Raw genomic sequence first — 23,735 nt, 5'->3', positions numbered from 1 at the left:
GCGTCGGGGTCACCCCGGAGCGGGCCCCGATCTCCGGTGAAACTCCTGTCACACTGGGTGCCGATGCTGGCATGCTGACCGACGTGTGTCGGGGGCTTGAGTGCACGATTTGGTGAACCTGCTGGAACACCTGCCGGCCGAGCTGATCTACCTGGTCGCGGCGTTGATCGTCGCGGGGGAGACAGCGCTGCTCATCGGTCTGGTCGCGCCGGGCGAGGCGACGCTGCTGCTGGTGGGCTTCCTCTCGTTCACCGGCACCCTGCGCCTGGGCCCGGCGATGCTGGTCATGATCACCGCGGCGGTGCTGGGGGACACCCTCGCCTACCGCTCGGGTCGCCGGTACGGCCCCCGGCTGCGTGCCTCCCGCTGGGGGGCCCGGGTCGGGCCGCAGCGGTGGGGGCGCGCCGACGCGATGCTGGGGCGGCTGGGCGGTCGGGGGGTGTTCGCGGCCCGCTGGGTGGCGTTCGCCCGCACCCTGGTGCCCCGCCTGGCGGGTGCGGCGGGGCTGCCGTACCGCCGGTTCCTGCCGTGGAACGTCGGCGGCGTGGTCACCTGGGTGGGTGGCTCGGTGCTGGTCGGGTACCTGGCCGGCGAGTCGTACGAGACGGTCTCGGCGTACCTGGGGCGGGCCACCGGGGCGGTGCTGGTGCTGGCCGGGTGCGTGCTGGTGATCGTGCTGGCCGGCCGGTGGCTGGGGCGGAACCCGGACCCGGCGCGGGCGCTGTTCGAACGGGCGTTGGCGGTGCCGCCGCTGAGCTGGGTGACCCGCCGGTACGGCATCCTGCTGTTCCTGCTCGGCACCCGGATCGGCGCCACCTGGGCGCTGCTGCTGAACGTGACGGCCGGGTTGGCGCTGCTGTTCGGCGCCGGGCTGGTGATCGCCTGGCTGCTCGGCGCGGTGGTCCGGCACAGTGGCCTGGCCTCGGTGGACGCGGCGATCGCGCAGTGGTTCGCGTCCCGGCGCACCCTGGGGGCGGTGGACGTCACCCTGACCGTGGTGTCGGCGTTCCGAGGGCCGGTGCTGATCGTGGTGGTGGCCCTGGTCGCCGGGGTGCTGGCCTGGCGGCGGCGGACCTACCGGGCGGACCTGCTCGGGCTGCTCGGGACGGTGGGGGCGTTCGTGCCGCCGGTGGTGCTGGCGGTGGTGGCCGATCTCACCGCGCCGTCGGAGACGTTGCTGTTCCCCACCCAGATCGCGGTGGTCTCGGCCGGGTTCTGCACCCTGGCCTGGCTGCTGGCCCGGGGGGCCCGGTGGCCGGTGGCGGTGGCCTGGTGGACGGGCGCGGCGGTCGGCATCGCCGGCATCGGGCTGGCCCGGCTGTACCTGGGGCTGAGTTCGGCCAGCGGGGCGGTCAGCTCGGCCCTGCTGGGGGTGCTCTGGACGGTGGTCTTCGTGGTCGCCTGGGCCACCCACGACCGTGCCCAGCGCGCCGAGGCCCTGCCGCCCGCCCCCCGTCCGCCCGAGCCGGCCGACGCGGCCGGTGTCGACGCGCCGCCCGGCGAGGACTGCGCCGTCGCGTCGCCGCCCACCGGCGGGGACGACAGCGGGCCGCTCGCGTACGGGGCGTCCGGGTGACCTGATCCCTGCTAGGGTGCGGCCTCGACACGGGGGAGGGGTGGGGCATGCGCGTGCTCACGGGGCGGATCGGTGCGGCGGTGCTCGCCGGGGTGCTCCTGGCCACCCCGCTGACCGGCTGCGGTGGTCAACGGGACACCGCCACCGAATCGGCCGCCGGTGCCGCCGAGATGCCGGTGGACCTGCCCGTCGTGGAGTCGTCCACACCGGACGTGTCGCCCTCGGCGGTCGAGTCGATGGGGCGGGGCCCGTCGGCGACGCCGAGCCGCTCCGGCACGCCGTCACCGACGGCGAAACCCACCGCGAAGCGCACCGCCGGGCCACGGGCCACGCCGAAGCCACCGACCGAGACGAGGGTGCCGCCACCGCCGCCGAAGCCCGCCGCGAGCGGATGTCAGCCGTCCTACTCCGGCACCCAGGCCAGCCGGGCGCAGGTGAAGGCGGCGCTGACCGACGCGGCGGCGCGCACGTACTGGCCGACGTCGGCGCCGGACATCCGGATCCCGCTGAACCTGGTCAAGGCGACCGCCTGGCAGGAGAGCGGCTGGCAGTCGAACATCGTCGCCTGCGACGGCGGCATCGGGCTGATGCAGGTCATGCCGGGCACCGCGGACTGGATGAACCAGCGCTTCGGCCAGTCGTACGACGTCCGCGACCACCGGGACAACGCCTACCTGGGCGCCACGTACCTGGCCTGGCTGACCAAGTACATCGGTGACATGTACTTCGACGCCGACTACCGGCTCGACGCCGGCCTGTGCACCGCCGAACTGGACTCCTGCCTGCTCAACGCGGTCATCGCGGCGTACAACTACGGGCACCACGCGGTCGCCCGGGAGGGCGAGCCGCTGACCGTGCCCAACCCCCGGTACGTGCGCAACGTGCGGGCGCTGATGACCGGGTGCGTCTGCCTGGACTACTGAGGTTCGGGCGGACGGACTGGGGATATCCGGGCGGACGGTCTTTTGAGGCCGAGGTGGACGTGCGGTGAACGCCCGGTGTCCGGGAGGTTGCCAACATCGATCGGCATGACGAGGATCACGGTGGCGGTCACGCCCGTGGCCGGCCCGGCGACGAAGGAGTCCCCTCATGTCCGACGTGAACCGGCGTGGCCTGCTACGCGGTGCGGCCGCAGTGGCCGGCGGCGCGGTCCTCGGTGGTCCGTTCCTCGGTTTCGCGGCCCGTGAGGCCGCCGGTGCGGCCGGCCGCCGGCCCCGACCCCGGCCGGCCCTCGAACCGGTGCCCGACCTGCGGGACGGCAAGGTGCGTCTCTGGCTGCCCGACGGGTTCCGGTACCGGTCCTTCCACGACACCGAGTTCCCGGTGACCCTCGACGACGGCACCGCGCTGCCCGGCCGGCACGACGGCATGGGCGCCTTCCCGGGACCCGGTGGCACCGTGCGGCTGGTTCGCAACCACGAGATCGGCGGCCCCGTCCCGGCCTTCGGTGACCCCGCCGAGGCGTACGACCCGATGGCGCCCGGCGGCACCACCACCGTCGAGGTGACCCGGTTCGGTGAGGTCCGGCGCTCCTGGACCAGCCTGAACGGCACCCTGATGAACTGCTCCGGCGGGCAGATGCCGTGGGGCAGCTGGATCACCTGCGAGGAGACCGTCAACGGGCCGGACGTCGGCCCCGACTACACGGGTGCGCCGAACGTGTCGCTGACCAAGCGGCACGGCTTCGTCTTCGAGGTTCCCGCCGACGGGCGTGGCGACCGGCGGCCGGTCACCGCCGCCGGCCGGTTCTGCCACGAGTCGGTGGCGTACGACCCGCGCGGCGGGCACCTCTACCTGACCGAGGACAACTTCGGCTACGCGTCCGGCTTCTACCGGTACACCCCACCGAAGGACCCGATGCGGATCGGCCGGCTGGCCGACGGTGGCCGGTTGCAGATGCTGGCGGTGCGCGGGCGACCCAACCGGAACCTGGCCGCCGCGCAGCGGCGGCACGCGACCTACCGGGTGGAGTGGGTCGACGTCGACGACCCGGCGCCGTCGTTCCCGTACACGCCGGGGCAGCCCGCGCCGACCCCCAACGACACCGCGCTCACCCATGTCGCGCGGCAGGGCTGGGAGCAGGGTGCGGCGTACTTCTCCCGGCTGGAGGGGGCGGTGTACGACGACGGGGTCGTCTACTTCACCGCCACCCAGGGCGGTGGCCCGGCGGAGACCTCCGTCGGGCCGATCGCCGACGGCTTCGGCAACGGGCACGGCCAGGTGTGGGCGTACGACTGCCGGTCGCAGGTGCTGCGCCTCGTGTACGAGTCGCCCGGCCCGGACGTGCTGGACTTCCCGGACAACATCACCACCAGCCCGCGCGGCACGCTGGTGGTCTGCGAGGACAACACGTCGGACAACTTCATCCGGGGGCTGACCCCGCGGGGGGACCTGTTCGACATCGCGCTCAACCGGCTGACCAGCAGCACCGGCGCGGACCGCTCCAACGACGAGTTCGCCGGGTCGACGTTCAGCCCGGACGGGCACACCCTGTTCGTCAACATCCAGGCCAGCCGGGGGATGACCTTCGCGATCTGGGGTGACTGGGCCCGGATCGGGGTCTGAACCGGCACGGCGGTGACCGGCGAGAATCCGGTCACCGCCGTGGTCGTGGCCCAGGTCAGTCCCGGGCGGTCACCGCCTCCCGCGCGTCGGCGCTGTCGGCGGCCGGTTCGGGGCTGATCCGTCCCGGCCACCAGAACCGGTCGCCGAGCAGGAACGCCAGCGCCGGCACCAGGACCGTACGGACCAGCAGCGTGTCGAGCAGGACACCGATGCAGACGATGATGCCGATCTGGGTGAGCAGGATCAGCGGCAGCACGCCGAGGACGGCGAAGACCGCGGCGAGCAGCACGCCTGCGCTGGTGATGACCCCGCCGGTGACGCGCAGGGCGGAGAGCATCCCGTCCCGGGTGCCCATCCGGCGGGCGTCCTCCCGGGCCCGGGTGACCAGGAAGATGTTGTAGTCCACCCCGAGGGCCACCAGGAACACGAACGCGAGCAGCAGGACCCCGCTGTCCAGCGCCGGGAACCCGAGCACGTGGTCGAAGAGCAGCCACGCCGCGCCGAGGCTGGCGAAGAACGACGCCACCACGGTCAGCACCAGCAGCACCGGGGCGAGCAGGCCACGGAGCAGCACCACCAGGACCCCGAGGACCAGCAGCAGGATGATCGGCAGGATGAGTCGCTGGTCGCGGCTGTCGGCCTGGTCGGAGTCGTAGGTGGCGGCGACGGTGCCGCCGACCAGCGCGCCGGAGAACTCCCCGACGCCGTCGAGGGCCGGCGGGGCGGAGCCCGGTACGGCGGCGACCGCGTCGCGCAGCGCCTCGACGGCGCGGTCGGAGGCGGCGGTGCCGGGTTCGGCCTCCAGCACCACGTCGACCTGGGCGACGGTCTGCCCGGCGTCGGCCGGGCGGGCCGAGGAGACGCCCGGTACGGCCGCGGCGGCCTCGGTGACCGCCGGCACCGCGGCGGGTGAGGTGAGCACGGCGACGGGCTGGGTGGAGCCGGCCGGGAAGGCCTCGGCGAGGGTCTTCGCTCCGGCGACCGCCTCCGGTTCCACCCGGAACTGCTCGGTCTCGGCCAGGCCGGTGCGGATGCCGAGCCCGCCGAACGCCAGGCCGGCGAGCAGCAGGGTGGCCAGCGCGGTGACCGGCAGCGGTCGGCGCAGCACCCCCTTGCCGAGCCGGCCCCACAGCCGGCCCTCGCGGGCCTCGCCACCCACCCGGGGCACGAACGGCCAGAAGAGTCCCCGGCCGAAGATCAGCAGCGCGGCGGGCAGGACGAACAGCGCGGAGAGCATGGCGAACACCACACCGGTGGCGCAGGCCACGGCGAGCGCCCGGTTGGTCTCCTGCTCGGACAGCAGCAGGGTGAGCACCCCGAGCACCACCGTGCTGCCGCTGGCCAGGATCGGCTCGGCGGTACGGCGCAGCGCGGCCCGCATCGCCACGAACCGGTCGGACTCGCGGCGCAGTTCCTCCCGGTAGCGGGCGATCAGCAGCAGGGCGTAGTTGGTGGCCGCGCCGAACACCAGCACGCTGGCGATACCGGTGACCTCGCCGCTGTTCAGGTTGATGCCGACCGCCGGGACGATGGTCTCGATGGCCCGCAGGGTGATCTGTTCGGTGGCGGCCACCACGGCCAGCGGCACCAACCACAGGAACGGGCTGCGGTAGGTGATGAGCAGCAGCACCGCCACCACACCGGCGGTGACCGCGAGCAGGGTGACGTCCGCGCCCTCGAAGACCTGACCCAGGTCGGCGGCGAACGCGGGCGCACCGGTGACCTCGGCCCGCAGCGGGTCGGGGAGGCCGCCGAGGCTGTCCCGCAGGTCGCCGACGCGCTCGCCGACGGCCTCCGGCCCGTCGGCGGTGGACATCGGCACCACGAGCAGGGCCACCGTGCCGTCCGGGGACACCTGCGGCGGCGGGATCCGACCGCCGGCGGCGAACCGGCCCAGGTCGCCGGTGGCGGCGGTGACGCGGTCCCGGTCGGATCCGGTGAGCGGACCGCCGTCGTCGCGACTGACCACCACGATCGCGGCCTGGACGTCGCGGGACGGCAGTTGCTCCTGGAGCCGCTCGACCTGCGTGGACTCCCACTCGACGGACAGGCCGGTGTGGGAGACGGGGTCGGGGTTGTCGGGCTGGGGGAGGCCGAAGACGGCCCCCGCGATCACGATCGCGGCCGCCACGGTGAGCCACGCGGCCAGTCGGCTGCGGGCGACGCGGGTGAAGACGGACATCGGGATGCCTCACGGTCTCTGTTCGGGGTAAATTCTCAACAGCCAAGTATCTTGATGGCCGAGATTATCGACTGGTGAGTTATGCTGCAACCGGGACAACGACAAGGGGAGACGCGACGCAACGTGGCAGGTCACGGCATGTACCGGCGACGCGACACCCGACGCGAACACATGGTCGCCGAGATCATCAACGACCTCCGGCGGTACGCGGTGGACGCCCAGCACGTCGCCCACGCCTTCGCCGGCCTGCACGGCCTCGGCGGCACCGACCTTCAGGCACTGATCGCCGTGATGGATGCCGAGCTGCGCGGCGACCCGATGACCCCCGGTCGCCTCGGCGAGCATCTCGACCTCTCCTCCGGCTCGATCACCGCCCTGGTGGACCGGCTGGAACGGGCCGGCCACCTCCGCCGGGACCGGGATCCCTCCGATCGGCGCCGGATCCTGCTGCACTACGCCGAACGGGGCGCCGCCGTCGCGATGGAGTTCTTCCGGCCGCTCGGTGCCCGTACCGACGAGGTGATGACCGACTTCACCGACGACGAGCTGGAGACCGTGCACCGGTTCATGGTGGGGATGAGCGCCTCGCTCCGGCAGCACCGCGACGCCGTCCGCGCCGCCCGCTCCGAACCACCCCGCCGCCGGGCGGAGTAGGTGCTCACCCGGATCGCCACCGGCCTGCTGCGGCTGCCGCCGGCCCGCGCCCGGGTCACCGTGGCCCGGGACCTCCCGGTCCGGGTCCGCGACGGTGTGACACTGCGCACCGACCACTACGCGCCCGACCCGCCCGACGCCCCCACCGTGCTGATCCGCACCCCGTACGGGCGGGGCGGACCGATGCGGCTGCTCGGCCGGGTCGTCGCCGCCCACGGCTACCACGTGGTCATCCAGTCCTGCCGGGGCACGTACGGCTCCGGCGGCACCTTCGAACCCCTCGTGCACGAGCGCGCCGACGGCCTCGACACCCTCGACTGGCTACGCCGGCAACCCTGGTACACCGGCGCGTTCGGCATGTTCGGCGCCAGCTACCAGGGCTTCGTGCAGTGGGCGCTGGCCGCCGAGGCCGGCGACGAGCTGCGCGCCATGGTCGCCGTGGTCACCGCCTCCACCACCCGCGACTCCACGTACGCGGGGGAGTCGTTCTCCCTGGACACGGTGCTGACCTGGGCGGAGCTGCTCCAGGCGCAGACCGTGCCCTGGCTGGCCCGGCAGTGGGAACTCAAACGCGGCCAGCCCCGTCTCGCCGCCGCCCTGGCCCACCTGCCGCTGGCCGAGGCGGACCGGATCGCCACCGGCGCGACCGTCCCGTTCTTCCAGGAGTGGCTGCGCCACCACACCCCCGACGCGGCGTACTGGCGCGACCGGGTCTTCGACCGCCGGCTCGCCGAGGTGCGCGCCCCGGTGCTGATGGTCAGCGGCTGGCACGACATCTTCCTGCCTGCCCAGCTCGCCGACCACGCGGCCCTGCGCGCCGCCGGCACCCCCTGCCGGCTGACCGTCGGCCCGTGGACTCACGGCAGCCCCGGGCTGTTGCTCGCCGCACTGCGGGAGGGACTGGACTGGCTCGACACCCACCTCGCCGGCCGTCGCCCCGCGGCCGGCACCGCGCCGGTCCGGGTGCACGTCGGCGGGGACGGCGATGGCTGGCGGGACCTGCCGGACTGGCCGCCGCCGGGCGAACGGCGCAGCTGGCACCTGCACCCCGGCGCGGCGCTGCGGCCGGAGCCGCCGGCGGAGTCCGCTCCCGACCGGTTCCGGTACGACCCGGCCGACCCGACCCCGTCTCTGGGCGGGCCGCTGCTGGTGGCCCAGCGGGCCGGACCGGTGGACAACCGTCCGGTCGAGGCCCGTCCCGACGTGCTCACCTTCACCAGCGCCCCGCTGACCGCGCCGCTGGAGGTCGTCGGCCCGGTGCACGCCGAGGTGTACGTGCGCAGCGAACTGGCGTACCTGGACGTCTTCGTCCGCCTCTGCGACGTGGACCCGCGCGGGCGGTCCTGGAACGTCTGCGACGGACTGGTCCGGCTCTGGCCGGACCGCTTCCCGACCGACGACACCGGCGCGGTGCGCGTACCGGTGCCGCTCTGGCCCGTGGCGCACCGCTTCGCCCCGGGGCACCGGCTACGGGTGCAGGTCACCGGCGGGGCGCACCCCCGCTACGCCCGTAACCCCGGCACCGGCGAGCCGCTCGGCGCGGCCGTCGCCCTGCGGGCCGGATGGCGGGAGGTGCTGCACGACCCGGCGCACCCCTCGGCGGTGCATCTGCCGGTGCCGTGACGCACGCGGTGGCGGCGCCCCCCGACGGGTGCGCCGCCACCGGCACGGTCTACAGCGGACGGACGTTGTCCGCCTGCGGACCCTTCTGACCCTGGGTCACCTCGAACTCGACCTTCTGTCCCTCGTTCAACTCACGGTAGCCACTCGTGGCGATCGCGGAGTAGTGGACGAAGACGTCCGGCCCCCCGCCGTCCTGCTCGATGAAGCCGAAACCCTTTTCCGAGTTGAACCACTTGACCGTGCCGGTTGCCATGCATCTCTCCCTGTTGCCATGGGAGACCACCGGCGTCTGGCCGATGATCGCCCTGTACCACCCCCGACAGTAACCGGCCGCGTCACCGCGCGCTGGCCGAAGTGCCGTGTCGGGATGCGAAAACCCCGCGCCGTCGCCCCGATGACGGCATGCTTTCCGGGATGGACGGCCCGACGCGGGACGCGACCGCCGCGCTGCGGCGGGAGATCAGCGCGCCCGGCGGCGGCCCCGACCGCCTGCGACTGCTGCCGACCCCGCTGGTGCCCGAGGTGCGACTGCACGTCGCCGAGGACGCCATCCTCTGGTGGGCCCGGATGGAGGCCGACGCCGGGCACCGGCTGCCCGCCCCCTACTGGGCCTCGGCCTGGGCGGGAGGCCAGGCCCTGGCCCGCTACCTGCTGGACCATCCCCGGGTCGCGGCCGGACGCCGGGTGCTCGACCTGGCCACCGGCTCGGGGCTGGTGGCGATCGCCGCCGCCCTGACCGGAGCGGAGCGGGTGCGGGCCAGTGACATCGACCCGTACGCCGTGGCCGCCGTCGGCCTCAACGCCGACGCCAACCGGGTCGCCGTCGACGCCACCGCCGCCGACCTGCTCGACACCGACGGCGGTGACGTCGACCTGCTGCTGGCCGGAGACGTCTTCTACGACCGGCCGATGGCCGACCGGGTGCTGCCCTTCCTGGAACGGGTCGCCGCCCGGGGCGTGGACGTGCTGGTCGGCGACCCGGGGCGGGGCTACCTGCCGGAGGAGCGGCTGGAGGCGCTCGCCGTCTACCGGGTGCCCAGCACCGAACCCGCCGTCGAGTCGTCGGTGCGCCGGGTACGGATCATGCGTCCGCGCCTCAGGTGACCCCCGACACCCGGGACTCCGGGTCGATCTCAGGGAAAAGCCGGGGCCAAAGCCCCATGTGTACGGTGGCGGTCCCGGCATAGCCTCGTCGACATGACGGAATGGCTGACCCAGATCGGAGAGCTCCCCACCCTGCTGCTGATGGGGGTGCTCGGGACGGTCATGCTCTTCGATGCCATCCCGCTGCTCGGCGTGCTCGTCCCCGGGGACGTGGCGGTGCTGGCGGCGGTCGGGGTGGGTCAGCCCGCCGCGACGTTCGCCTCCTTCACCGCCGTCGTCGGGGGCTGCCTGGCCGGCTGGTCGGCGAGTTTCCTGGTCGGCCGCCACTACGGCGGGCGGCTGCGGGCCAGCCGGGTCGGGGACTGGATCGGGGAGGAGCGCTGGGCGGCCGCCGAGGGGATCCTGCACCGGGGCGGCGGGCGGATGGTACTGGTCGCGCCCTTCCTTCCGGTGTTCAACGCGCTGCTGCCGCTCGCGGCCGGCGGGCTGCGAATGCCGTACCGGCGCTTCGTGGCCTGCGCAGCCTCCGGGGCGGTGCTCTGGGCGGGCCTCTACGTCGTGCTGGGCTCGCTGGCCCGGTCGCTGGGCGGTCTGCTGCCGGGGGAGTCCGCCACCTGGGGCACCCTGGGCTTCGGCATGCTGTTCGGCATGGTGGTGCTGCTGGCGAGCCGGCGTCGGCTGCGCGACGCGGCCGTGGCCGCCGACGCGTCGTAGCGACGGGACAGGCACCGCCGTCTCATCGATCCGGCCACGTCCTCCCCGGCTGCTCGTCGCCCTCGCGGGTCGGGTCGTCGGTGGTGTCGAGCAGGTCGAGCAGGGTCGGCCCGTCGGGCTGTTCCGAGCGGGGGTCACGGATGTGCGGTGGGAGCAGGCCGAGCCGCCGGGCGCACTCCTCGCCGTAGCCGTCGTACAGGCGGCCCTTGGTCACCGGGTGGTGGCAGCGGCGGCACCGGACGGGTGGTGGGTCGGGCAGCAGCGGTTCGATCATGGGGCGGTGGTCTCCTGTGGGATGCGCGGGAGCCCGGAGCCGACGGCGGTCGACCCCGAGCATCCTCGCCACGAAGGGCGGTCTACCAGCCGCGGGCCCGCCACTGCGGCACCGCCGGGCGTTCCGCGCCGAGCGTGGAGTCCTTGCCGTGGCCGGGATAGAACCAGGTGTCGTCGGGCAGCCGGCCGAACAGCTTGTGCTCGACGTCGTCGATGAGCGAGGCGAACCGCTCCGGGTCCTTGTCCGTGTTGCCCACGCCACCGGGGAACAACGAGTCCCCGGTGAACAGGTGCGGGGTGCCGGCCGGGTCGCGGTAGAGCAGGGCGATCGAGCCGGGGGTGTGCCCGACGATGTGGATCACCTCCAGCGCGCAGTCGCCGACCGCGACGGTGTCGCCGTCGGTCAGCGTCTCCGACGGGATCGGCAGCCCCCCGGCGTCGTCCGCGTGCACGAGCGACCGGGCGCCGGTGGCCGCCACCACCTCCTCCAGGGCCACCCAGTGGTCCATGTGCTGGTGGGTGGTGACCACGGCGGTCAGACCGGCGTCGCCGACCAGGTCGAGCAGGCGGGGCGCCTCGTTGGCGGCGTCGACGAGCACCTGGTCGCCGGTGGCCCGGCACCGCAGCAGGTAGGCGTTGTTGTCCATCGGCCCCACGGACAGCTTGGTGATGGTGAGCCGGTCGAGTTCGCGCACGGCCGGCGGGCCGCCGGGGGTGACGTCTCCGCGGTAGGTCATCGGGGTTCTACATCCATTCGGGTGGGATCGGGAGAGCGCCGTCGGGGACGACGGTGAGCGTCCGGCCCTCGGAGCGGCCGGTGAGCCAGGCGGCCAGCTCGGGAGCGGTGCCGGTGATCGTCGGGGCGTGCTCGGCGGTGCCGACGACGAGCTCATGCCGGGCGCCGTCGAAGCGCAGCACCATGGCGGGGGTGTCGGCCCGGTCGGCCAGCCCGGCGGTCACCTCGTGCAGCAGCCGGTGGGCGAAGGGCTCCGACCAGTCGGCCGGGCGGTAGTCGGCGGCGAGGTCGACGTGGTGCACCTCGATCTCCCGCAACCGACCCCAGACGAGGGTGGCCGCCGGCAACGGGCCGCGTCGCCCCCGTACGGTGGCGGCCCACGCCTCGACCGGCATGGCGGCGACCGCCTCGGCGAACCGGTCGGCGCAGCGGCGCAGGTCGTCCAGGTGGGCCTCGGGCGGTCGGGACGCGCCGGTGGCGATGTCCGTCTCCCGGGCGGTCGCGCTGGCGTACATCGGGACGTGCTCGCCGCTGCGGGCGGCGGTGAGCAGGTTGACCAGCGCGTCGGCGTTACGGGCCAGGTGGGCCAGGACGTGGCCCCGCGTCCAGCCGGGCAGCAGCGACGCGGCGGCGAGTTCGGCGGCGTCGAAGCGCGCGGCGGTGCGGAGCAGGCGGTCCGTGGCGGCGTCCACCTCGCCGGAGAGCAGAAGCGGATCGGTCACCTGGTGACCCTATCCCTCACGGTGGCGGCGTGCCGGCGGAAATCGGTTTCGGCGTGTCGGTGGGCCACCTACCGTCGACGTCGACGTAGGTGACGGCTTCGGGACGGGGGTGTTTCCGCTGGCCGCGTGCCCGTCCACCACTCGTTCGCAACCGATGGGGATGCCATGACGATCGATCTCACCGCCCTCGGCTGGGACACCGCCCGCGCGGCGGCCGTCCGGCGCGGGCAGCGTCCCGGCCGGGTGGCCCGGGTCGACCGGGGGGTCTGCACGGTGCTGTGCGCCGAGGGGCCGGTCCGGGCGAGTCTGGGCGGTGCGGTCCTGGCCGCTGCGGCACGCGACCTGACCAGCCTGCCCTGTGCCGGCGACTGGGTGCTGCTGGGCACCTGGCCGGACGGCCCGGTCACCGTGGAGAGGGTGCTGCCCCGCCGGACGGCGCTCGTCCGGCGTACCGCCGGCCGGGACGCCAGCGGGCAGGTGCTGGCGGCGAACCTGGACGCCGTCGCCGTGGTCGAGCCGGTGCACCCCGCGCCGGACGCCGCCCGGCTGGAGCGGCTGCTCTCGCTGGTGCACGCCTCCGGTGCCCGGCCGCTGGTCGTGCTGAGCAAGGCCGACCTCGCGGCGGACGCGGCGGCGGTGGCCCGCCAGTTGGCCCGGGTCGCCCCGGACGTGCCGGTGCTGCCGGTCAGCGCGGAGGGCGGGGTGGGGCTGGACCCGCTGCGCGCCGAGGTCGCCCCGGGCCGGACGCTCGGACTGCTCGGAATCTCCGGAGCGGGCAAGTCGAGCCTGGTCAACGCGCTGGCCGGGGCGGTGGTGATGCCGACCCAGGCGATTCGGCGGGTCGACGGCAAGGGGCGGCACACCACCACCTGGCGGGCGTTGGTGCCGATTCCCGGTGGCGGTGCGGTCCTGGACACCCCGGGCGTGCGGGCGGTCGGGTTGTTGGACGGCGCCGACGGTCTGGACCGGGCGTTCGCCGACGTCACGGCACTGGCCTCGACGTGCCGGTTCGCCGACTGCGGGCACGCGGTCGAGCCGGGGTGCGCGGTCCGGGCGGCGCTGGAGAGCGGCGAGCTGACCGCGCGGCGCTGGGAGAGCTGGCGCAAGCTCCAACGGGAGTTGACCGTCGAGAGCCGGCGGCGGGAGGTCCGGCTGGCCGCCGAGCGGCGGGGCGGGTGGCGGCGCGGCCGGCGGCACAGCGCCCGGCCCTGAGCTGGGGGAATGCGTCGGCGCGGGAAAGTGTCGTACCCCGGGGCTAGAGTTGCCGGGGCGCCTTTCCTGCGTCGTAACGACCGCTCGGTTCACCATCAGAGCGGGACAGATCGCATCATCTTCCTCAAATCCTGGAGTACTCGGACAGTGGCCGACCGCCTGATAATCCGTGGCGCGCGCGAGCACAACCTGCGTGACGTCAGTCTCGACCTGCCCCGGGACGCGCTGATCGTCTTCACCGGACTCTCCGGTTCGGGCAAGTCGAGCCTGGCCTTCGACACGATCTTCGCCGAGGGGCAGCGGCGCTACGTCGAGTCGCTGTCCTCGTACGCCCGGCAGTTCCTCGGCCAGATGGACAAGCCCGACGTCGACTTCATCGAGGGGCTCAGCCCGGCCGTCTCGATCGACCAGAAGTCGACCTCGCGCAACCCGCGCTCCACCGTCGGCACCATCACCGAGGTCTACGACTACCTTCGGCTGCTCTTCGCCCGCGTCGGTGAACCGCACTGCCCGGTCTGCGGTGAGCGGATCTCCAAGCAGAGCCCGCAGCAGATCGTCGACCGGGTCCTCGCCATGACCGAGGGCACCCGGTTCATGGTGCTCGCGCCGGTGGTGCGCGGACGCAAGGGCGAGTACGTCGACCTCTTCGCCGAACTCCAGGCCAAGGGCTACGCCCGGGCCCGGGTCGACGGCGTGGTGCACCCGCTGACCGAGCCGCCGAAGCTGAAGAAGCAGGAGAAGCACACCATCGAGGTGGTGATCGACCGGCTCACCGTCAAGCCCAGCGCCAAGCAGCGGCTGACCGACTCGGTCGAGGCCGCGCTCGGGCTCTCCGGCGGGCTGGTCCTGCTCGACTTCGTCGACCTGGCCGAGGACGACCCGGAGCGGGAACGCCGCTACTCCGAGCACCTGGCCTGCCCGAACGACCACCCGCTCGCCATCGAGGACCTGGAACCCCGGGTGTTCTCCTTCAACGCCCCGTACGGCGCCTGCCCCGAGTGCACCGGTCTGGGCACCAAGAAGGAGGTCGACCCGGAGCTGATCATCCCCGACCCGGAGCGCACCCTGCGCGAGGGCGCGATCCAGCCCTGGGGCACCGGGCACAACCTGGAGTACTTCCTCCGCCTGCTGGAGGCGCTCGGCGAGAGCGAGCACTTCGACCTGGACACCCCGTGGCGGGCGCTGCCCGGGCGGGCGCAGAAGACCATCCTGCACGGCTCCGGCGACCAGGTGCACGTGCGGTACCGCAACAAGTACGGCCGCGAGCGTTCCTACTACACCGGCTTCGAGGGCGTGGTGCAGTGGATCGAGCGCCGGCACACCGACACCGAGTCGGAGTGGTCGCGGGAGAAGTACGAGGGCTACATGCGGGACGTGCCCTGTGCGGCCTGCGGCGGCGCCCGGCTCAAGCCCGAGGTGCTCGCGGTCACCCTGGCCGGCAAGAGCATCGCCGAGGTGTGCAACCTGTCGGTGGGGGAGTGCGCCGAGCTGCTCGCCGGCATCGAGCTGACCGACCGGCAGAAGATGATCGCCGAGCGGGTGCTCAAGGAGATCAACGCCCGGCTGCGGTTCCTGCTCGACGTCGGCCTGGACTACCTCTCCCTCGACCGCCCGGCGGGCACCCTCTCCGGCGGCGAGGCGCAGCGGATCCGGCTCGCCACCCAGATCGGGTCCGGCCTGGTCGGCGTGCTCTACGTGCTCGACGAGCCGTCGATCGGCCTGCACCAGCGGGACAACCACCGCCTGATCGAGACCCTGCTGCGGCTGCGCGGCCTGGGCAACACGCTGATCGTGGTCGAGCACGACGAGGACACCATCCGGGTCGCCGACTGGATCGTCGACATCGGGCCGGGCGCGGGCGAGCACGGCGGCCGGATCGTGCACTCCGGCTCGGTGCCCGCCCTGCTGGAGAACACCGAGTCGGTCACCGGGGCGTACCTCTCCGGGCGGAAGTCGATCCCGACGCCGCCCCAGCGCCGCCCGCAGACCCCGGACCGGGAGCTGGTCGTGCACGGCGCGCGGGAGCACAACCTGCGCAACCTGACCGTGGCGTTCCCGCTCGGGCAGCTCATCGCGGTCACCGGGGTCAGCGGCTCGGGCAAGTCGACCCTGGTCAACGACATCCTCTACGCGGTGCTGGCCAACCAGATCAACGGGGCCCGGCTGGTGCCCGGCCGGCACACCCGGATCACCGGCCTGGAGCACGTCGACAAGGTCGTCGGCGTCGACCAGTCACCGATCGGCCGGACCCCCCGGTCGAACCCGGCCACCTACACCGGGGTCTGGGACCACGTCCGCAAGCTCTTCGCCGAGACCACCGAGGCGAAGGTCCGGGGGTACGGGCCGGGCCGGTTCTCGTTCAACGTCAAGGGCGGCCGGTGCGAGGCCTGCTCCGGTGACGGCACTCTCAAGATCGAGATGAACTTCCTGCCCGACGTGTACGTCCCCTGCGAGGTCTGCAAGGGCGCCCGGTACAACCGGGAGACCCTGGAGGTGCACTACAAGGGCCGGACCGTCGCCGACGTGCTGGACATGCCGATCGAGGAGGCGGCCGAGTTCTTCTCCGCGATCCCGGCGATCCACCGCCACCTGAAGACCCTGGTCGACGTCGGTCTCGGCTACGTCCGGCTCGGCCAGCCCGCCCCGACCCTCTCCGGCGGCGAGGCGCAGCGGGTCAAGCTCGCCTCCGAGTTGCAGAAGCGCTCCACCGGCCGGACGGTCTACGTGCTCGACGAGCCCACCACCGGCCTGCACTTCGAGGACATCCGCAAGCTGCTGATGGTCCTGGAGGGGCTGGTCGACAAGGGCAACACGGTGATCACGATCGAGCACAACCTCGACGTGATCAAGAGCGCCGACTGGCTGATCGACATGGGCCCGGAGGGTGGCCACCGGGGCGGCACCGTGCTCGCCACCGGCACCCCGGAGGAGGTCGCCGAGGTCGCCGAGAGCCACACCGGCCAGTTCCTGCGACCGGTGCTCGGCCTCGACGGCGAGGCCCGGGGCGCGACGGCGGCCACCGGCCGGGCGGCGAAGGCCAACGCCGGCCGTCGTACCACCCGGCGGGCGCCGGCCCGGTCCCGCTGACGTGAGCGGGGTGTCGCCCCGGGTGGTGGTTGAACCGTCCAGCACAGTGGTTCGTGTCTCCCTGGTGTGACCGCGGATCATGGGATGCGGCACGGAGCCGATAGAGAGGTTGGGCATGAGTGACGACAACGGGCTGACCGGGCCGGCCACCCGCCGCACCCTGCTCGCCGGGGCCGGTGCGCTCGGCGCGGCGGTCGTCCTGACCGCCTGCGGCGGGGACGACGAGCCGACGGGTTCCGGCTCGGCCGCCCCGACCAGCGGCGGTCCGGGAGTGTCGCCCAGCGCCGACGCGGGCGGCGACCGGGGTGCGGCCGACGCCATCGTCGGCACCGCCGACGTCCCGGTGGGCGGCGGGGTCATCTTCGCCAGCAAGGGCGTGGTGGTCACCCAGCCCAGCGCCGGGGTGTTCAAGGGGTTCAGCCCGATCTGCACCCACCAGAAGTGCCCGGTGTCGAAGATCGACGGCGGAAACATCATCTGCACCTGCCACAACAGCAGGTTCTCGATCGAGGACGGCTCGGTGCAGGGCGGCCCGGCCAAGCAGCCGCTGCCGGCGAAGGAGATCGTCGTCGACGGCGACCAGATCCGCCTGGCCTGACGCGGCCCCGGGGGGGGGGGGGGGGGGGGGGGGGGGGGCGGGGGGCGCGGGGGGGGGGGGCGGGGGGGGGGCGGGGGGGGCGGGGGGGGGGGGGGGGGGGGCCCCCCCCGCCCCGCCGGGGGGGGGGGGGGGGGGGCGCCCGCACCGCCCGCGGGGGGTGGTTCTCGTGGGGGGGGGGGGGGGGCCGGGCGGGGGGGGGGGGGGCGGCCCCGGGGGGGGGGGGGCCGGGGCCCCGGGGCCCCCCCCCGCCGGATCTGTCGCTCGTCCCAGTCACGGCGGGGTCAGTGGGCGTACACCGCCATCTCCCAGAGGGAGAAGCCGTAGGTGGTGGCCCGGGTCAGGCCGCGCATGCGGACGTACCGGGCGTTCTCGGTGGGAAAGGTGAGTGCGTCGGTGCCGCCGTCGCTGGCCGTGGTCGACCAGACGGTGCGCCAGGTGCTCCCGTCGGAAGAGACCTCGATCCGGTACGACCGCGCGTACGCCTCCTCCCAGGCCAGCACCACCCGGCCGACCGGTCGGGCCGAGCCCAGGTCGACGGTGAGCCACTGGTCGTCGGCCCGGGAACTGGCCCACCGGGTGCCCGGATCCCCGTCCACCGCCCGCCCGGCGGGGTAGCCGAGCTGGCTGCTCGACGCGGTCACCGACCGCTGGGCGGCCAGGTTGGTCAGGTCGTCGCCACGCTTCGCCGGGAAGGAGACGACCTGCTGGTAGGTGGGTCGGTTCTGCCAGGCGATCGGGGCGTGGGTGATCCCACCCAGCGGTGACTGGACGATCGCGTCGGCGCACCACTGGTCGCCGGCCGCGCAGGTGCTGTCCCCCGGGTAGGTCTGGGTGGCCGGGGTCGCCGCCGCCGTGCCGAGCGTGTCGAGCAGGATCTGCCGACATCCGGCGAGGCTGCCGTTCCCGCAGTGGGTGCGGCCGAGGCCACCGGAGACCGGGGCGCCGAGCACCGCGCGCAGGTCCTTGTCGACCCAGCCCCACCAGCCGTACTGGAACGCCGAACCCTTGTGCAGCTGGGTGGTGCTCGCCGAGCCGGGCAGGGTCGACTTGTCGCCGGACTGGTGGCCGGAGGGGGACTCGTTGATCGCCAGGGTGTTCACCAGTGCCTGGTAGAGGTCGTCGCCGAGCGGGGCCTTGAACATCCCCCGGACCAGCAGCGGCCACCAGGCGTCGAAGGTGCGGATCGCCTCGGCGTGCCGGTAGACCTTCGAGCCCTTCGTGGTCTCCACCCGCAGTGCGCCGTCCTGCCGCCACGCCTTGAGCCGGCTGATCTCGGCGGCCAGGGTGGCGTCGGTGACCGGCTGGCTCTCCAGCACCCGGATCAGCTCGTCGAGCACCTCGACGCCCCGCAGGTCGGTCAGGCCGGCCTGTTCCACCAGCGAGGTGAGCGAGGCCCGGTCGAACTTCTGACCGGCTGCGAGGGCCGCCTTGATCGGCTTGTCGAGCAGGTCGCCCCGGTGCACCGCGCCGAAGCTGAAGTTGCCGTCGGCCGCGCCGAAGTCCTTGGCCTGCTTGTTGTTCCAGCTGATGTAGTAGTCCTGGTTCTTCGACTGCGGGTGGGTGGCGAGCGGCGCGTACCGGGCGGTGTTGGTGGCCGGGTCGTAGCCCTGCCACTCGTACGCCGGCTCGGCCCGCATCGGCAGGTTCGGGTTGGCCCCGGCGGCGCGCAACGGGTGCAGGCCGGAGGTCAGGTACGCCGACTCGGTGGAGTTGACGTAGAACCAGTTGAAGGCGTACTCGACGTTGTTCGCCGAGGCGATGAAGGCGTCGGCGGAGCCCATCAGGGCCGGGTCGTTGAACATCTGGAAGCCGATCGCCGAGACGGCCTCGTGCCGGTAGGTGGAGCGTAGCTGGGTGAAGGCGTGCGGCCGGCCGCCCACCGTGCCGCGCCAGGCCACCAGGCCCAGCTTCGTCCGCCAGGCGACCAGCCGGTACGACCCGGCAGGCGTGCCGTCGGCCAGGGTGGGCTTCCACGCGTTGACGTGGGACAGCTTCTCCATCGGCAGGCACTGGCCGCGGAACAGGTAGTGGTCGCTGGTCGGCGTCGGCGCGCTGCCGTCGGGAGTGCAGAGCGGCACCGCGTACGTGTCGGTGATGTCCTGGTTGGCGGAGGTCGCGCTCCACGCGTAGTCCTGACCCCGGCCGAGCAGCACGTAGAGGTTCAGGCCGGCGAAGGCGGCGCCCCGGGCGCTGATCCCCGGCCCCTGCAACTCCTGGACCATCAGCAGCTGCGGCGCGAAGTAGCCGGTCTGCGGGCCGAAGACGGCGATCGGGTGGCCGGTCTTGGAGTGCGCGGCGGAGATCACGGCGGCGTTGGACATGCCCCGGTTGGCCGGGCTGATGGTCAGCCCGGAGAGCGCGGCGGCCAGGTCCGCGCCCCGGGTGGGGGCGTTGCTGCCGGCGGAGCCGGTGGGGTCGGTGAAGACCGGCTCGGGGCGGGCCGAGCCGGCGTCGGGCAGCGCCACACTCGGGGCGTTCGGGTCGGCGGCACCGTACGGGAAGCTCTGCCCGTCGTGCAGGGTCAGGACGGCCTCCGGGTCGTTCTGCCCCCGGAAGGCGTTCCACACCCGGTCGCCCTCGGTCGGGCCGTACTTGGCCCGGGCGGCGATGCGGACCAGCGCGGACTGCATCTCGGTGCCGCCCCCGCCGCCGAACAGGCCGCCGACCACCCCGGCGATGGCGATCAGGTCGGTCATGGTGAACGGCTCCGGGCCGCCCTCGTTGGTGATCGCGTCGAGGTGTCCGGTCAGCACGTACTCGCCGGGGCAGTTGCGGTCGTCCATGCAGTCCTGGACGTAGGCGTTGATGCCGGCGATGTACTCCTGCACGTCGGCGTAGAGCTGCGCGCCGCGCGGACCCCTGGTGCGCAGCGCGTCGACCTGGGCCTGGAGGTCGGCCTCGGTGTACGGCGAGTTGCGCCAGACGCTCTGCTCCAGGGCCCGGTTGCCGGGCGCGCCTCCGGCGAACGGGGTGAGGGTGCCCCGCCCGACGTGCCGCAGCAGGTCGATGGTGAAGAGCCGGTCCTCGGCCCCGGCGTACCCGGCGCCGTACATGGTGCCGGCCCGGGTGGTGCCGGTGATGTGCGGGACACCGGTGGCCCGGTCCCGCACGATCCGCACGTCGGCGCGCGGCGAGTAGTTCCGTTCGACCTGGTTGGGCGGCACGCCGAAGGACGCGTCGTTGAAGAACGACCCGATCTGGTCCTCGCGCAGCCCGGCGTAGCCGTAGACCAGGTCGGCGTACCGGCCGAGCTGGTCGCCGGAGTGCCGGGGCAGGGTGCCGAGGGTCTGGTGGGCGAGGATCTCGACCAGGGTGGCGTTGCCGTTCTGGCCGGGCGGCACGATGTCGCCGCACTCGCCCAGGCAGTAGTCGTTGGCGGCGAACGTGGTGGTGCCGGTGGCCTTTCCGACGACGGCGGGTGCGGCGTCCGCCGGGGGAGGGGTGGGGGAGACGAGCAGGGCGGCGAGGCCGACGACGGCGGTCGCGCCGGCCAGCAGGCGACGGGTGGTGGCGGGACGGGACATGTGATCCTCCGCTAGCTGGGGATCATGACGCGGGACGGGAGTGCCGGGTGTTACGTGAAGAACATTCGGTTACCGGATGGTAGGCCGGACCGGCCGGCATGGGAAGACATCAATCGAGGTCCCTGTCCGAGGTGTTGAGTGTGCCGCAGTTGCTCGATAGCCTTCGATCCCTGTGCCGTGGCCGGGTCGGGCGCGGCCCACCGTCGAGAAAGGACACCGGATGATCGCCGTACGCCTGCTCGCGTCGGCGGCGCTGCTCGCCGCCCTGGTCTCCGCGCCGACATCCGCTGCGACGGCGTCCGAGCCGGCCGCCGCCACGGGCGCCTTCTCGGTGCTCACCTACAACGTCGCCGGCCTGCCCGAGCCGCTCTCCGGCAGCAACCCGGACGTCAACACCCGGCCGATCGGGGAACGCGTCAACGCGTACGACATCGTGCACGTCCAGGAGGACTTCAACTACCACTCCGACCTGTACGCCACCGACCGGCACCCGTACCGGACGCGGACCAGCGGCCCGGTGCCCTTCGGCAGCGGCCTGAACACCATGTCGAACCTGCCGTACGCGAACTTCCAGCGGGTGACCTGGAACCGGTGCGCCGGCACCGACTGTCTCACCCCGAAGGGCTTCACCGCCTCCCGGATCCAGCTGGCCGAGGGGGTGTACGTCGACTTCTACAACGTGCACGCCAACGCCGGCAGCGACGAGCGGGACCTCGCCGCCCGGCGGGACAACCTCGCCCAGCTCTCCGCGTACATCACGGCCAACTCCGCCGGCAACGCGGTGGTCGTGATGGGCGACCTGAACGTCCGCTACACCCGCACCGGCGACACCATCCGGGAACTGGTCGCCGCCAACGGCCTCACCGACGCGTGGGTGCAGCAGGAACGCGGCGGCGTGCCCCCGGCGCTCGGCAGCCCGGCGCTGACCTGCGACCCGGCCAACGTCACCAACGCCTGCGAGGTGGTCGACAAGATCCTCTACCGGAGCAACCAGACGGTCCGACTCCAGCTGAGCCGCTACCACAACGAGCACCAGCGGTTCCTGGACCCGGCCGGCGAACCGCTCTCCGACCACTACCCGCACGCCGCCTGGTTCTCCTGGAGCCTCTCCGCCTGACCGTCAGGGGGTGCCGGCGGGCGGCGCGGACGGCACCGGCCGGGGCGGCCCGCCGGACACCGGGAGTGTCGGCCCCAGCGACTACGCTCGAAGGCGTGGCCGACCCGTCGACGTACCGCCCCGCCCCCGGCACCATCCCCGAGTCCCCCGGGGTCTACCGGTTCCGGGACGGCACCGGTCGGGTCATCTACGTCGGCAAGGCCAAGAACCTGCGCAGCCGCCTCAACTCCTACTTCGCCGACCCGGTCGGGCTGCACCAGCGCACCCGGCAGATGGTCTTCACCGCCGAGTCGGTGGAGTGGACCTCGGTGGCCACCGAGGTCGAGGCGCTCCAGCTCGAATTCCTCTACATCAAGCAGTACGACCCGCGCTTCAACGTCCGCTACCGGGACGACAAGTCGTACCCGTACCTCGCCGTCACGCTCGACGAGGAGTACCCCCGACTCCAGGTGATGCGCGGCGCGAAGCGCAAGGGGGTGCGCTACTTCGGGCCGTACTCGCACGCCTGGGCGATCCGCGAGACGCTCGACCTGCTGCTGCGGGTCTTCCCCGCGCGGACCTGCTCCGCCGGGGTGTTCAAGCGGGCCGGCCAGGTCGGCCGGCCCTGCCTCCTGGGGTACATCGGCAAGTGCTCCGCGCCCTGCGTGGGCAGCGTCACCGCCGAGCAGCACCGGGACATCGTCGACGGCTTCTGTGACTTCATGGCCGGTCGCACCGACACCATGGTCCGCCGGCTCGAACGCGAGATGACCGAGGCGAGCGAGCAACTGGAGTTCGAGCGCGCCGCCCGGCTCCGCGACGACGTCGCCGCCCTGCGCCGGGCGATGGAGAAGCAGACCGTCGTGCTCGGCGACGGCACCGACGCCGACGTGGTCGCCTTCGCCGACGACCCCCTGGAGGCCGCCGTCCAGGTCTTCCACGTCCGCGACGGGCGGGTCCGGGGCCAGCGCGGCTGGGTGGTGGAGAAGACCGAGGAGCTCACCACCGGCGACCTCGTCCACCACTTCTGCACCCAGGTGTACGGCGGGGAGCAGGGCGAGACCGACGTGCCCCGCGAGCTGCTCGTCCCCGAACTGCCCGGCGACGCCGACGCGCTCGCCGACTGGCTCTCCACCCGGCGGGGCAGCCGGGTCACGCTGCGGGTGCCGCAGCGCGGCGACAAGCGGGCCCTGCTGGAGACGGTCGGTCGCAACGCCAAGGACGTCCTCGCCCGGCACAAGCTGCGCCGCGCCGGTGACCTGACCACCCGCAGCCAGGCTCTCGACGAGATCGCCGAGGCGCTGGGGATGGACACCTCCCCGCTGCGCATCGAGTGTTACGACGTCTCCCAGATGCAGGGCACCGACGTGGTGGCCAGCATGGTGGTCTTCGAGGACGGCCTGCCACGCAAGAGCGAGTACCGCCGGTTCATCGTGCGGGGCGCGACCGACGACCTGTCGGCCATGTCCGAGGTGCTGCGCCGCCGGTTCGCCCGCTACCTGGACACGCGCGCCGAGACCGGCGAGATCGGCGACGAGACGGCCACCGACCCCGACCGTCCGGGGATCGACCCCACCACCGGCCGGCCCCGGAAGTTCGCGTACCCGCCGCAGCTGGTGGTGGTCGACGGTGGCCCGCCGCAGGTGGCCGCCGCCGCGACGGCCCTGGCCGGCCTCGGCGTCGACGACGTGGCGCTCTGCGGGTTGGCCAAGCGGCTGGAGGAGGTCTGGCTCCCCGACGACGAGTTCCCGGTCATCCTGCCGCGCACCTCCGAGGCGCTCTACCTGCTGCAACGGGTTCGCGACGAGGCGCACCGGTTCGCCATCACCTTCCACCGGCAGCGCCGATCCAAGCGGATGACCGAGTCCGCGCTGGACACCGTGCCCGGTCTCGGTGAGGTCCGCCGCAAGGCGCTGCTGCGGCACTTCGGCTCGCTGAAGCGGGTCTCGGCGGCCACCGTCGACGAGATCACCGAGGTCCCCGGCATCGGCCCGCGCACCGCCGAGGCGATCCTGGCGGCGCTCGGCGCGGGCGAGCAAACGGCCCGCTCCTGACCCACACATGCGGAG

At 73.4% G+C, this 23,735-nt stretch carries 18 protein-coding genes; 12 read left to right on the top strand and 6 right to left on the bottom strand.

From position 1 onward, the window contains the following. The first annotated feature begins 100 nt into the window (after positions 1-100). From ACIBJE_RS16400 to ACIBJE_RS16390, 3 genes are all read left to right on the top strand, one after another. Positions 101-1,576 carry a DedA family protein gene (locus ACIBJE_RS16400; RefSeq protein ID WP_396748892.1) on the top strand — a complete coding sequence of 492 codons (1,476 nt, stop codon included), beginning with the start codon at positions 101-103 and terminating at the stop codon, positions 1,574-1,576. A 47-nt stretch (positions 1,577-1,623) separates the two neighbouring features. Next, positions 1,624-2,499 (top strand): lytic transglycosylase domain-containing protein, encoded by an 876-nt coding sequence (locus ACIBJE_RS16395; protein ID WP_396748890.1) that lies wholly within the window; start codon positions 1,624-1,626, stop codon positions 2,497-2,499. A gap of 166 nt (positions 2,500-2,665) precedes the next feature. Continuing rightward, positions 2,666-4,141 (top strand): alkaline phosphatase PhoX, encoded by a 1,476-nt coding sequence (locus ACIBJE_RS16390; RefSeq protein WP_396748888.1) that lies wholly within the window; start codon positions 2,666-2,668, stop codon positions 4,139-4,141. 55 nt (positions 4,142-4,196) lie between these two features. Here ACIBJE_RS16390 and ACIBJE_RS16385 read toward each other — a convergent pair whose 3' ends face one another. After that, positions 4,197-6,323 carry an MMPL family transporter gene (locus tag ACIBJE_RS16385; RefSeq protein WP_396748886.1) on the bottom strand — a complete coding sequence of 709 codons (2,127 nt, stop codon included), beginning with the start codon at positions 6,321-6,323 and terminating at the stop codon, positions 4,197-4,199. Between the two features lie 138 nt (positions 6,324-6,461). Between ACIBJE_RS16385 and ACIBJE_RS16380 the strand changes: the two genes are divergently transcribed. After that, a complete protein-coding gene (locus ACIBJE_RS16380) occupies positions 6,462-6,977 on the top strand; it encodes a MarR family winged helix-turn-helix transcriptional regulator (RefSeq protein WP_396748883.1) in 516 nt (171 codons plus the stop codon). Next, positions 6,978-8,600 carry a CocE/NonD family hydrolase gene (locus tag ACIBJE_RS16375; RefSeq protein ID WP_396748880.1) on the top strand — a complete coding sequence of 541 codons (1,623 nt, stop codon included), beginning with the start codon at positions 6,978-6,980 and terminating at the stop codon, positions 8,598-8,600. Positions 8,601-8,649: 49 nt separating this feature from the next. Here ACIBJE_RS16375 and ACIBJE_RS16370 read toward each other — a convergent pair whose 3' ends face one another. Next, positions 8,650-8,853, bottom strand: coding sequence for a cold-shock protein (locus ACIBJE_RS16370; RefSeq protein WP_088983014.1), 204 nt, complete (start codon positions 8,851-8,853; stop codon positions 8,650-8,652). 161 nt (positions 8,854-9,014) lie between these two features. Here ACIBJE_RS16370 and ACIBJE_RS16365 point away from each other — a divergent pair, with 161 nt between their 5' ends. Next, positions 9,015-9,704: a class I SAM-dependent methyltransferase gene (locus ACIBJE_RS16365; RefSeq protein WP_396748878.1), complete on the top strand. Its 690-nt coding sequence runs from the start codon at positions 9,015-9,017 to the stop codon at positions 9,702-9,704. 93 nt (positions 9,705-9,797) lie between these two features. Continuing rightward, positions 9,798-10,418: a DedA family protein gene (locus tag ACIBJE_RS16360; RefSeq protein ID WP_396748876.1), complete on the top strand. Its 621-nt coding sequence runs from the start codon at positions 9,798-9,800 to the stop codon at positions 10,416-10,418. A 22-nt stretch (positions 10,419-10,440) separates the two neighbouring features. Here ACIBJE_RS16360 and ACIBJE_RS16355 read toward each other — a convergent pair whose 3' ends face one another. The 3 genes from ACIBJE_RS16355 to ACIBJE_RS16345 all read right to left on the bottom strand — a co-directional run bounded on the left by ACIBJE_RS16355 (position 10,441) and on the right by ACIBJE_RS16345 (position 12,149). Next, the gene (locus tag ACIBJE_RS16355) at positions 10,441-10,692 is read right to left on the bottom strand and encodes a hypothetical protein (RefSeq protein ID WP_396748874.1); all 252 of its coding nucleotides are present in this window, start codon (positions 10,690-10,692) and stop codon (positions 10,441-10,443) included. 82 nt (positions 10,693-10,774) lie between these two features. Beyond that, complete coding sequence (locus ACIBJE_RS16350) at positions 10,775-11,428, bottom strand: MBL fold metallo-hydrolase (RefSeq protein WP_396748872.1); 654 nt, start codon at positions 11,426-11,428, stop codon at positions 10,775-10,777. 7 nt (positions 11,429-11,435) lie between these two features. Further along, a complete protein-coding gene (locus ACIBJE_RS16345) occupies positions 11,436-12,149 on the bottom strand; it encodes a maleylpyruvate isomerase family mycothiol-dependent enzyme (protein WP_396748869.1) in 714 nt (237 codons plus the stop codon). 165 nt (positions 12,150-12,314) lie between these two features. Here ACIBJE_RS16345 and rsgA point away from each other — a divergent pair, with 165 nt between their 5' ends. The 3 genes from rsgA to ACIBJE_RS16330 all read left to right on the top strand — a co-directional run bounded on the left by rsgA (position 12,315) and on the right by ACIBJE_RS16330 (position 17,046). Then, entirely contained in the window at positions 12,315-13,361 is a 1,047-nt protein-coding gene (rsgA, locus tag ACIBJE_RS16340) for a ribosome small subunit-dependent GTPase A (protein ID WP_396748867.1), read from the top strand. A 147-nt stretch (positions 13,362-13,508) separates the two neighbouring features. Beyond that, entirely contained in the window at positions 13,509-16,448 is a 2,940-nt protein-coding gene (uvrA, locus tag ACIBJE_RS16335; RefSeq protein ID WP_396748864.1) for an excinuclease ABC subunit UvrA, read from the top strand. Positions 16,449-16,563: 115 nt separating this feature from the next. Next, positions 16,564-17,046, top strand: coding sequence for a Rieske (2Fe-2S) protein (locus ACIBJE_RS16330; protein WP_396748862.1), 483 nt, complete (start codon positions 16,564-16,566; stop codon positions 17,044-17,046). 281 nt (positions 17,047-17,327) lie between these two features. Here the strand turns inward: ACIBJE_RS16330 and ACIBJE_RS16325 are convergent, their stop codons facing one another. Then, the gene (locus ACIBJE_RS16325) at positions 17,328-20,570 is read right to left on the bottom strand and encodes a penicillin acylase family protein (RefSeq protein ID WP_396748859.1); all 3,243 of its coding nucleotides are present in this window, start codon (positions 20,568-20,570) and stop codon (positions 17,328-17,330) included. A 220-nt stretch (positions 20,571-20,790) separates the two neighbouring features. On the opposite strand from ACIBJE_RS16325, the gene ACIBJE_RS16320 reads away from it, so the two are divergent. Then, entirely contained in the window at positions 20,791-21,687 is an 897-nt protein-coding gene (locus ACIBJE_RS16320) for an endonuclease/exonuclease/phosphatase family protein (RefSeq protein ID WP_396748856.1), read from the top strand. A gap of 95 nt (positions 21,688-21,782) precedes the next feature. Next, positions 21,783-23,720: an excinuclease ABC subunit UvrC gene (uvrC, locus tag ACIBJE_RS16315; RefSeq protein WP_396748854.1), complete on the top strand. Its 1,938-nt coding sequence runs from the start codon at positions 21,783-21,785 to the stop codon at positions 23,718-23,720. Positions 23,721-23,735 lie beyond the last annotated feature (15 nt).

It is taken from the genome of Micromonospora sp. NPDC050187, assembly GCF_044459745.1.
Lineage (GTDB): Bacteria > Actinomycetota > Actinomycetes > Mycobacteriales > Micromonosporaceae > Micromonospora.
Note: the sequence above shows the minus strand (reverse complement) of the source record. Positions and strands in the feature narration are given on the sequence as shown.

Excerpts from the sequence above, each read along its gene's own strand:
- ACIBJE_RS16395 (WP_396748890.1), top strand. The coding sequence starts at position 1,624 with ATGCGCGTGCTCACGGGGCGGATCGGTGCGGCGGTGCTCGCCGGGGTG.
- ACIBJE_RS16390 (WP_396748888.1), top strand. The coding sequence starts at position 2,666 with ATGTCCGACGTGAACCGGCGTGGCCTGCTACGCGGTGCGGCCGCAGTG.
- ACIBJE_RS16385 (WP_396748886.1), bottom strand. The coding sequence starts at position 6,323 with ATGTCCGTCTTCACCCGCGTCGCCCGCAGCCGACTGGCCGCGTGGCTC.
- ACIBJE_RS16380 (WP_396748883.1), top strand. The coding sequence starts at position 6,462 with ATGTACCGGCGACGCGACACCCGACGCGAACACATGGTCGCCGAGATC.
- ACIBJE_RS16370 (WP_088983014.1), bottom strand. The coding sequence starts at position 8,853 with ATGGCAACCGGCACGGTCAAGTGGTTCAACTCGGAAAAGGGTTTCGGC.
- ACIBJE_RS16365 (WP_396748878.1), top strand. The coding sequence starts at position 9,015 with ATGGACGGCCCGACGCGGGACGCGACCGCCGCGCTGCGGCGGGAGATC.
- ACIBJE_RS16360 (WP_396748876.1), top strand. The coding sequence starts at position 9,798 with ATGACGGAATGGCTGACCCAGATCGGAGAGCTCCCCACCCTGCTGCTG.
- ACIBJE_RS16355 (WP_396748874.1), bottom strand. The coding sequence starts at position 10,692 with ATGATCGAACCGCTGCTGCCCGACCCACCACCCGTCCGGTGCCGCCGC.
- ACIBJE_RS16350 (WP_396748872.1), bottom strand. The coding sequence starts at position 11,428 with ATGACCTACCGCGGAGACGTCACCCCCGGCGGCCCGCCGGCCGTGCGC.
- rsgA (WP_396748867.1), top strand. The coding sequence starts at position 12,315 with ATGACGATCGATCTCACCGCCCTCGGCTGGGACACCGCCCGCGCGGCG.
- ACIBJE_RS16330 (WP_396748862.1), top strand. The coding sequence starts at position 16,564 with ATGAGTGACGACAACGGGCTGACCGGGCCGGCCACCCGCCGCACCCTG.
- ACIBJE_RS16325 (WP_396748859.1), bottom strand. The coding sequence starts at position 20,570 with ATGTCCCGTCCCGCCACCACCCGTCGCCTGCTGGCCGGCGCGACCGCC.
- ACIBJE_RS16320 (WP_396748856.1), top strand. The coding sequence starts at position 20,791 with ATGATCGCCGTACGCCTGCTCGCGTCGGCGGCGCTGCTCGCCGCCCTG.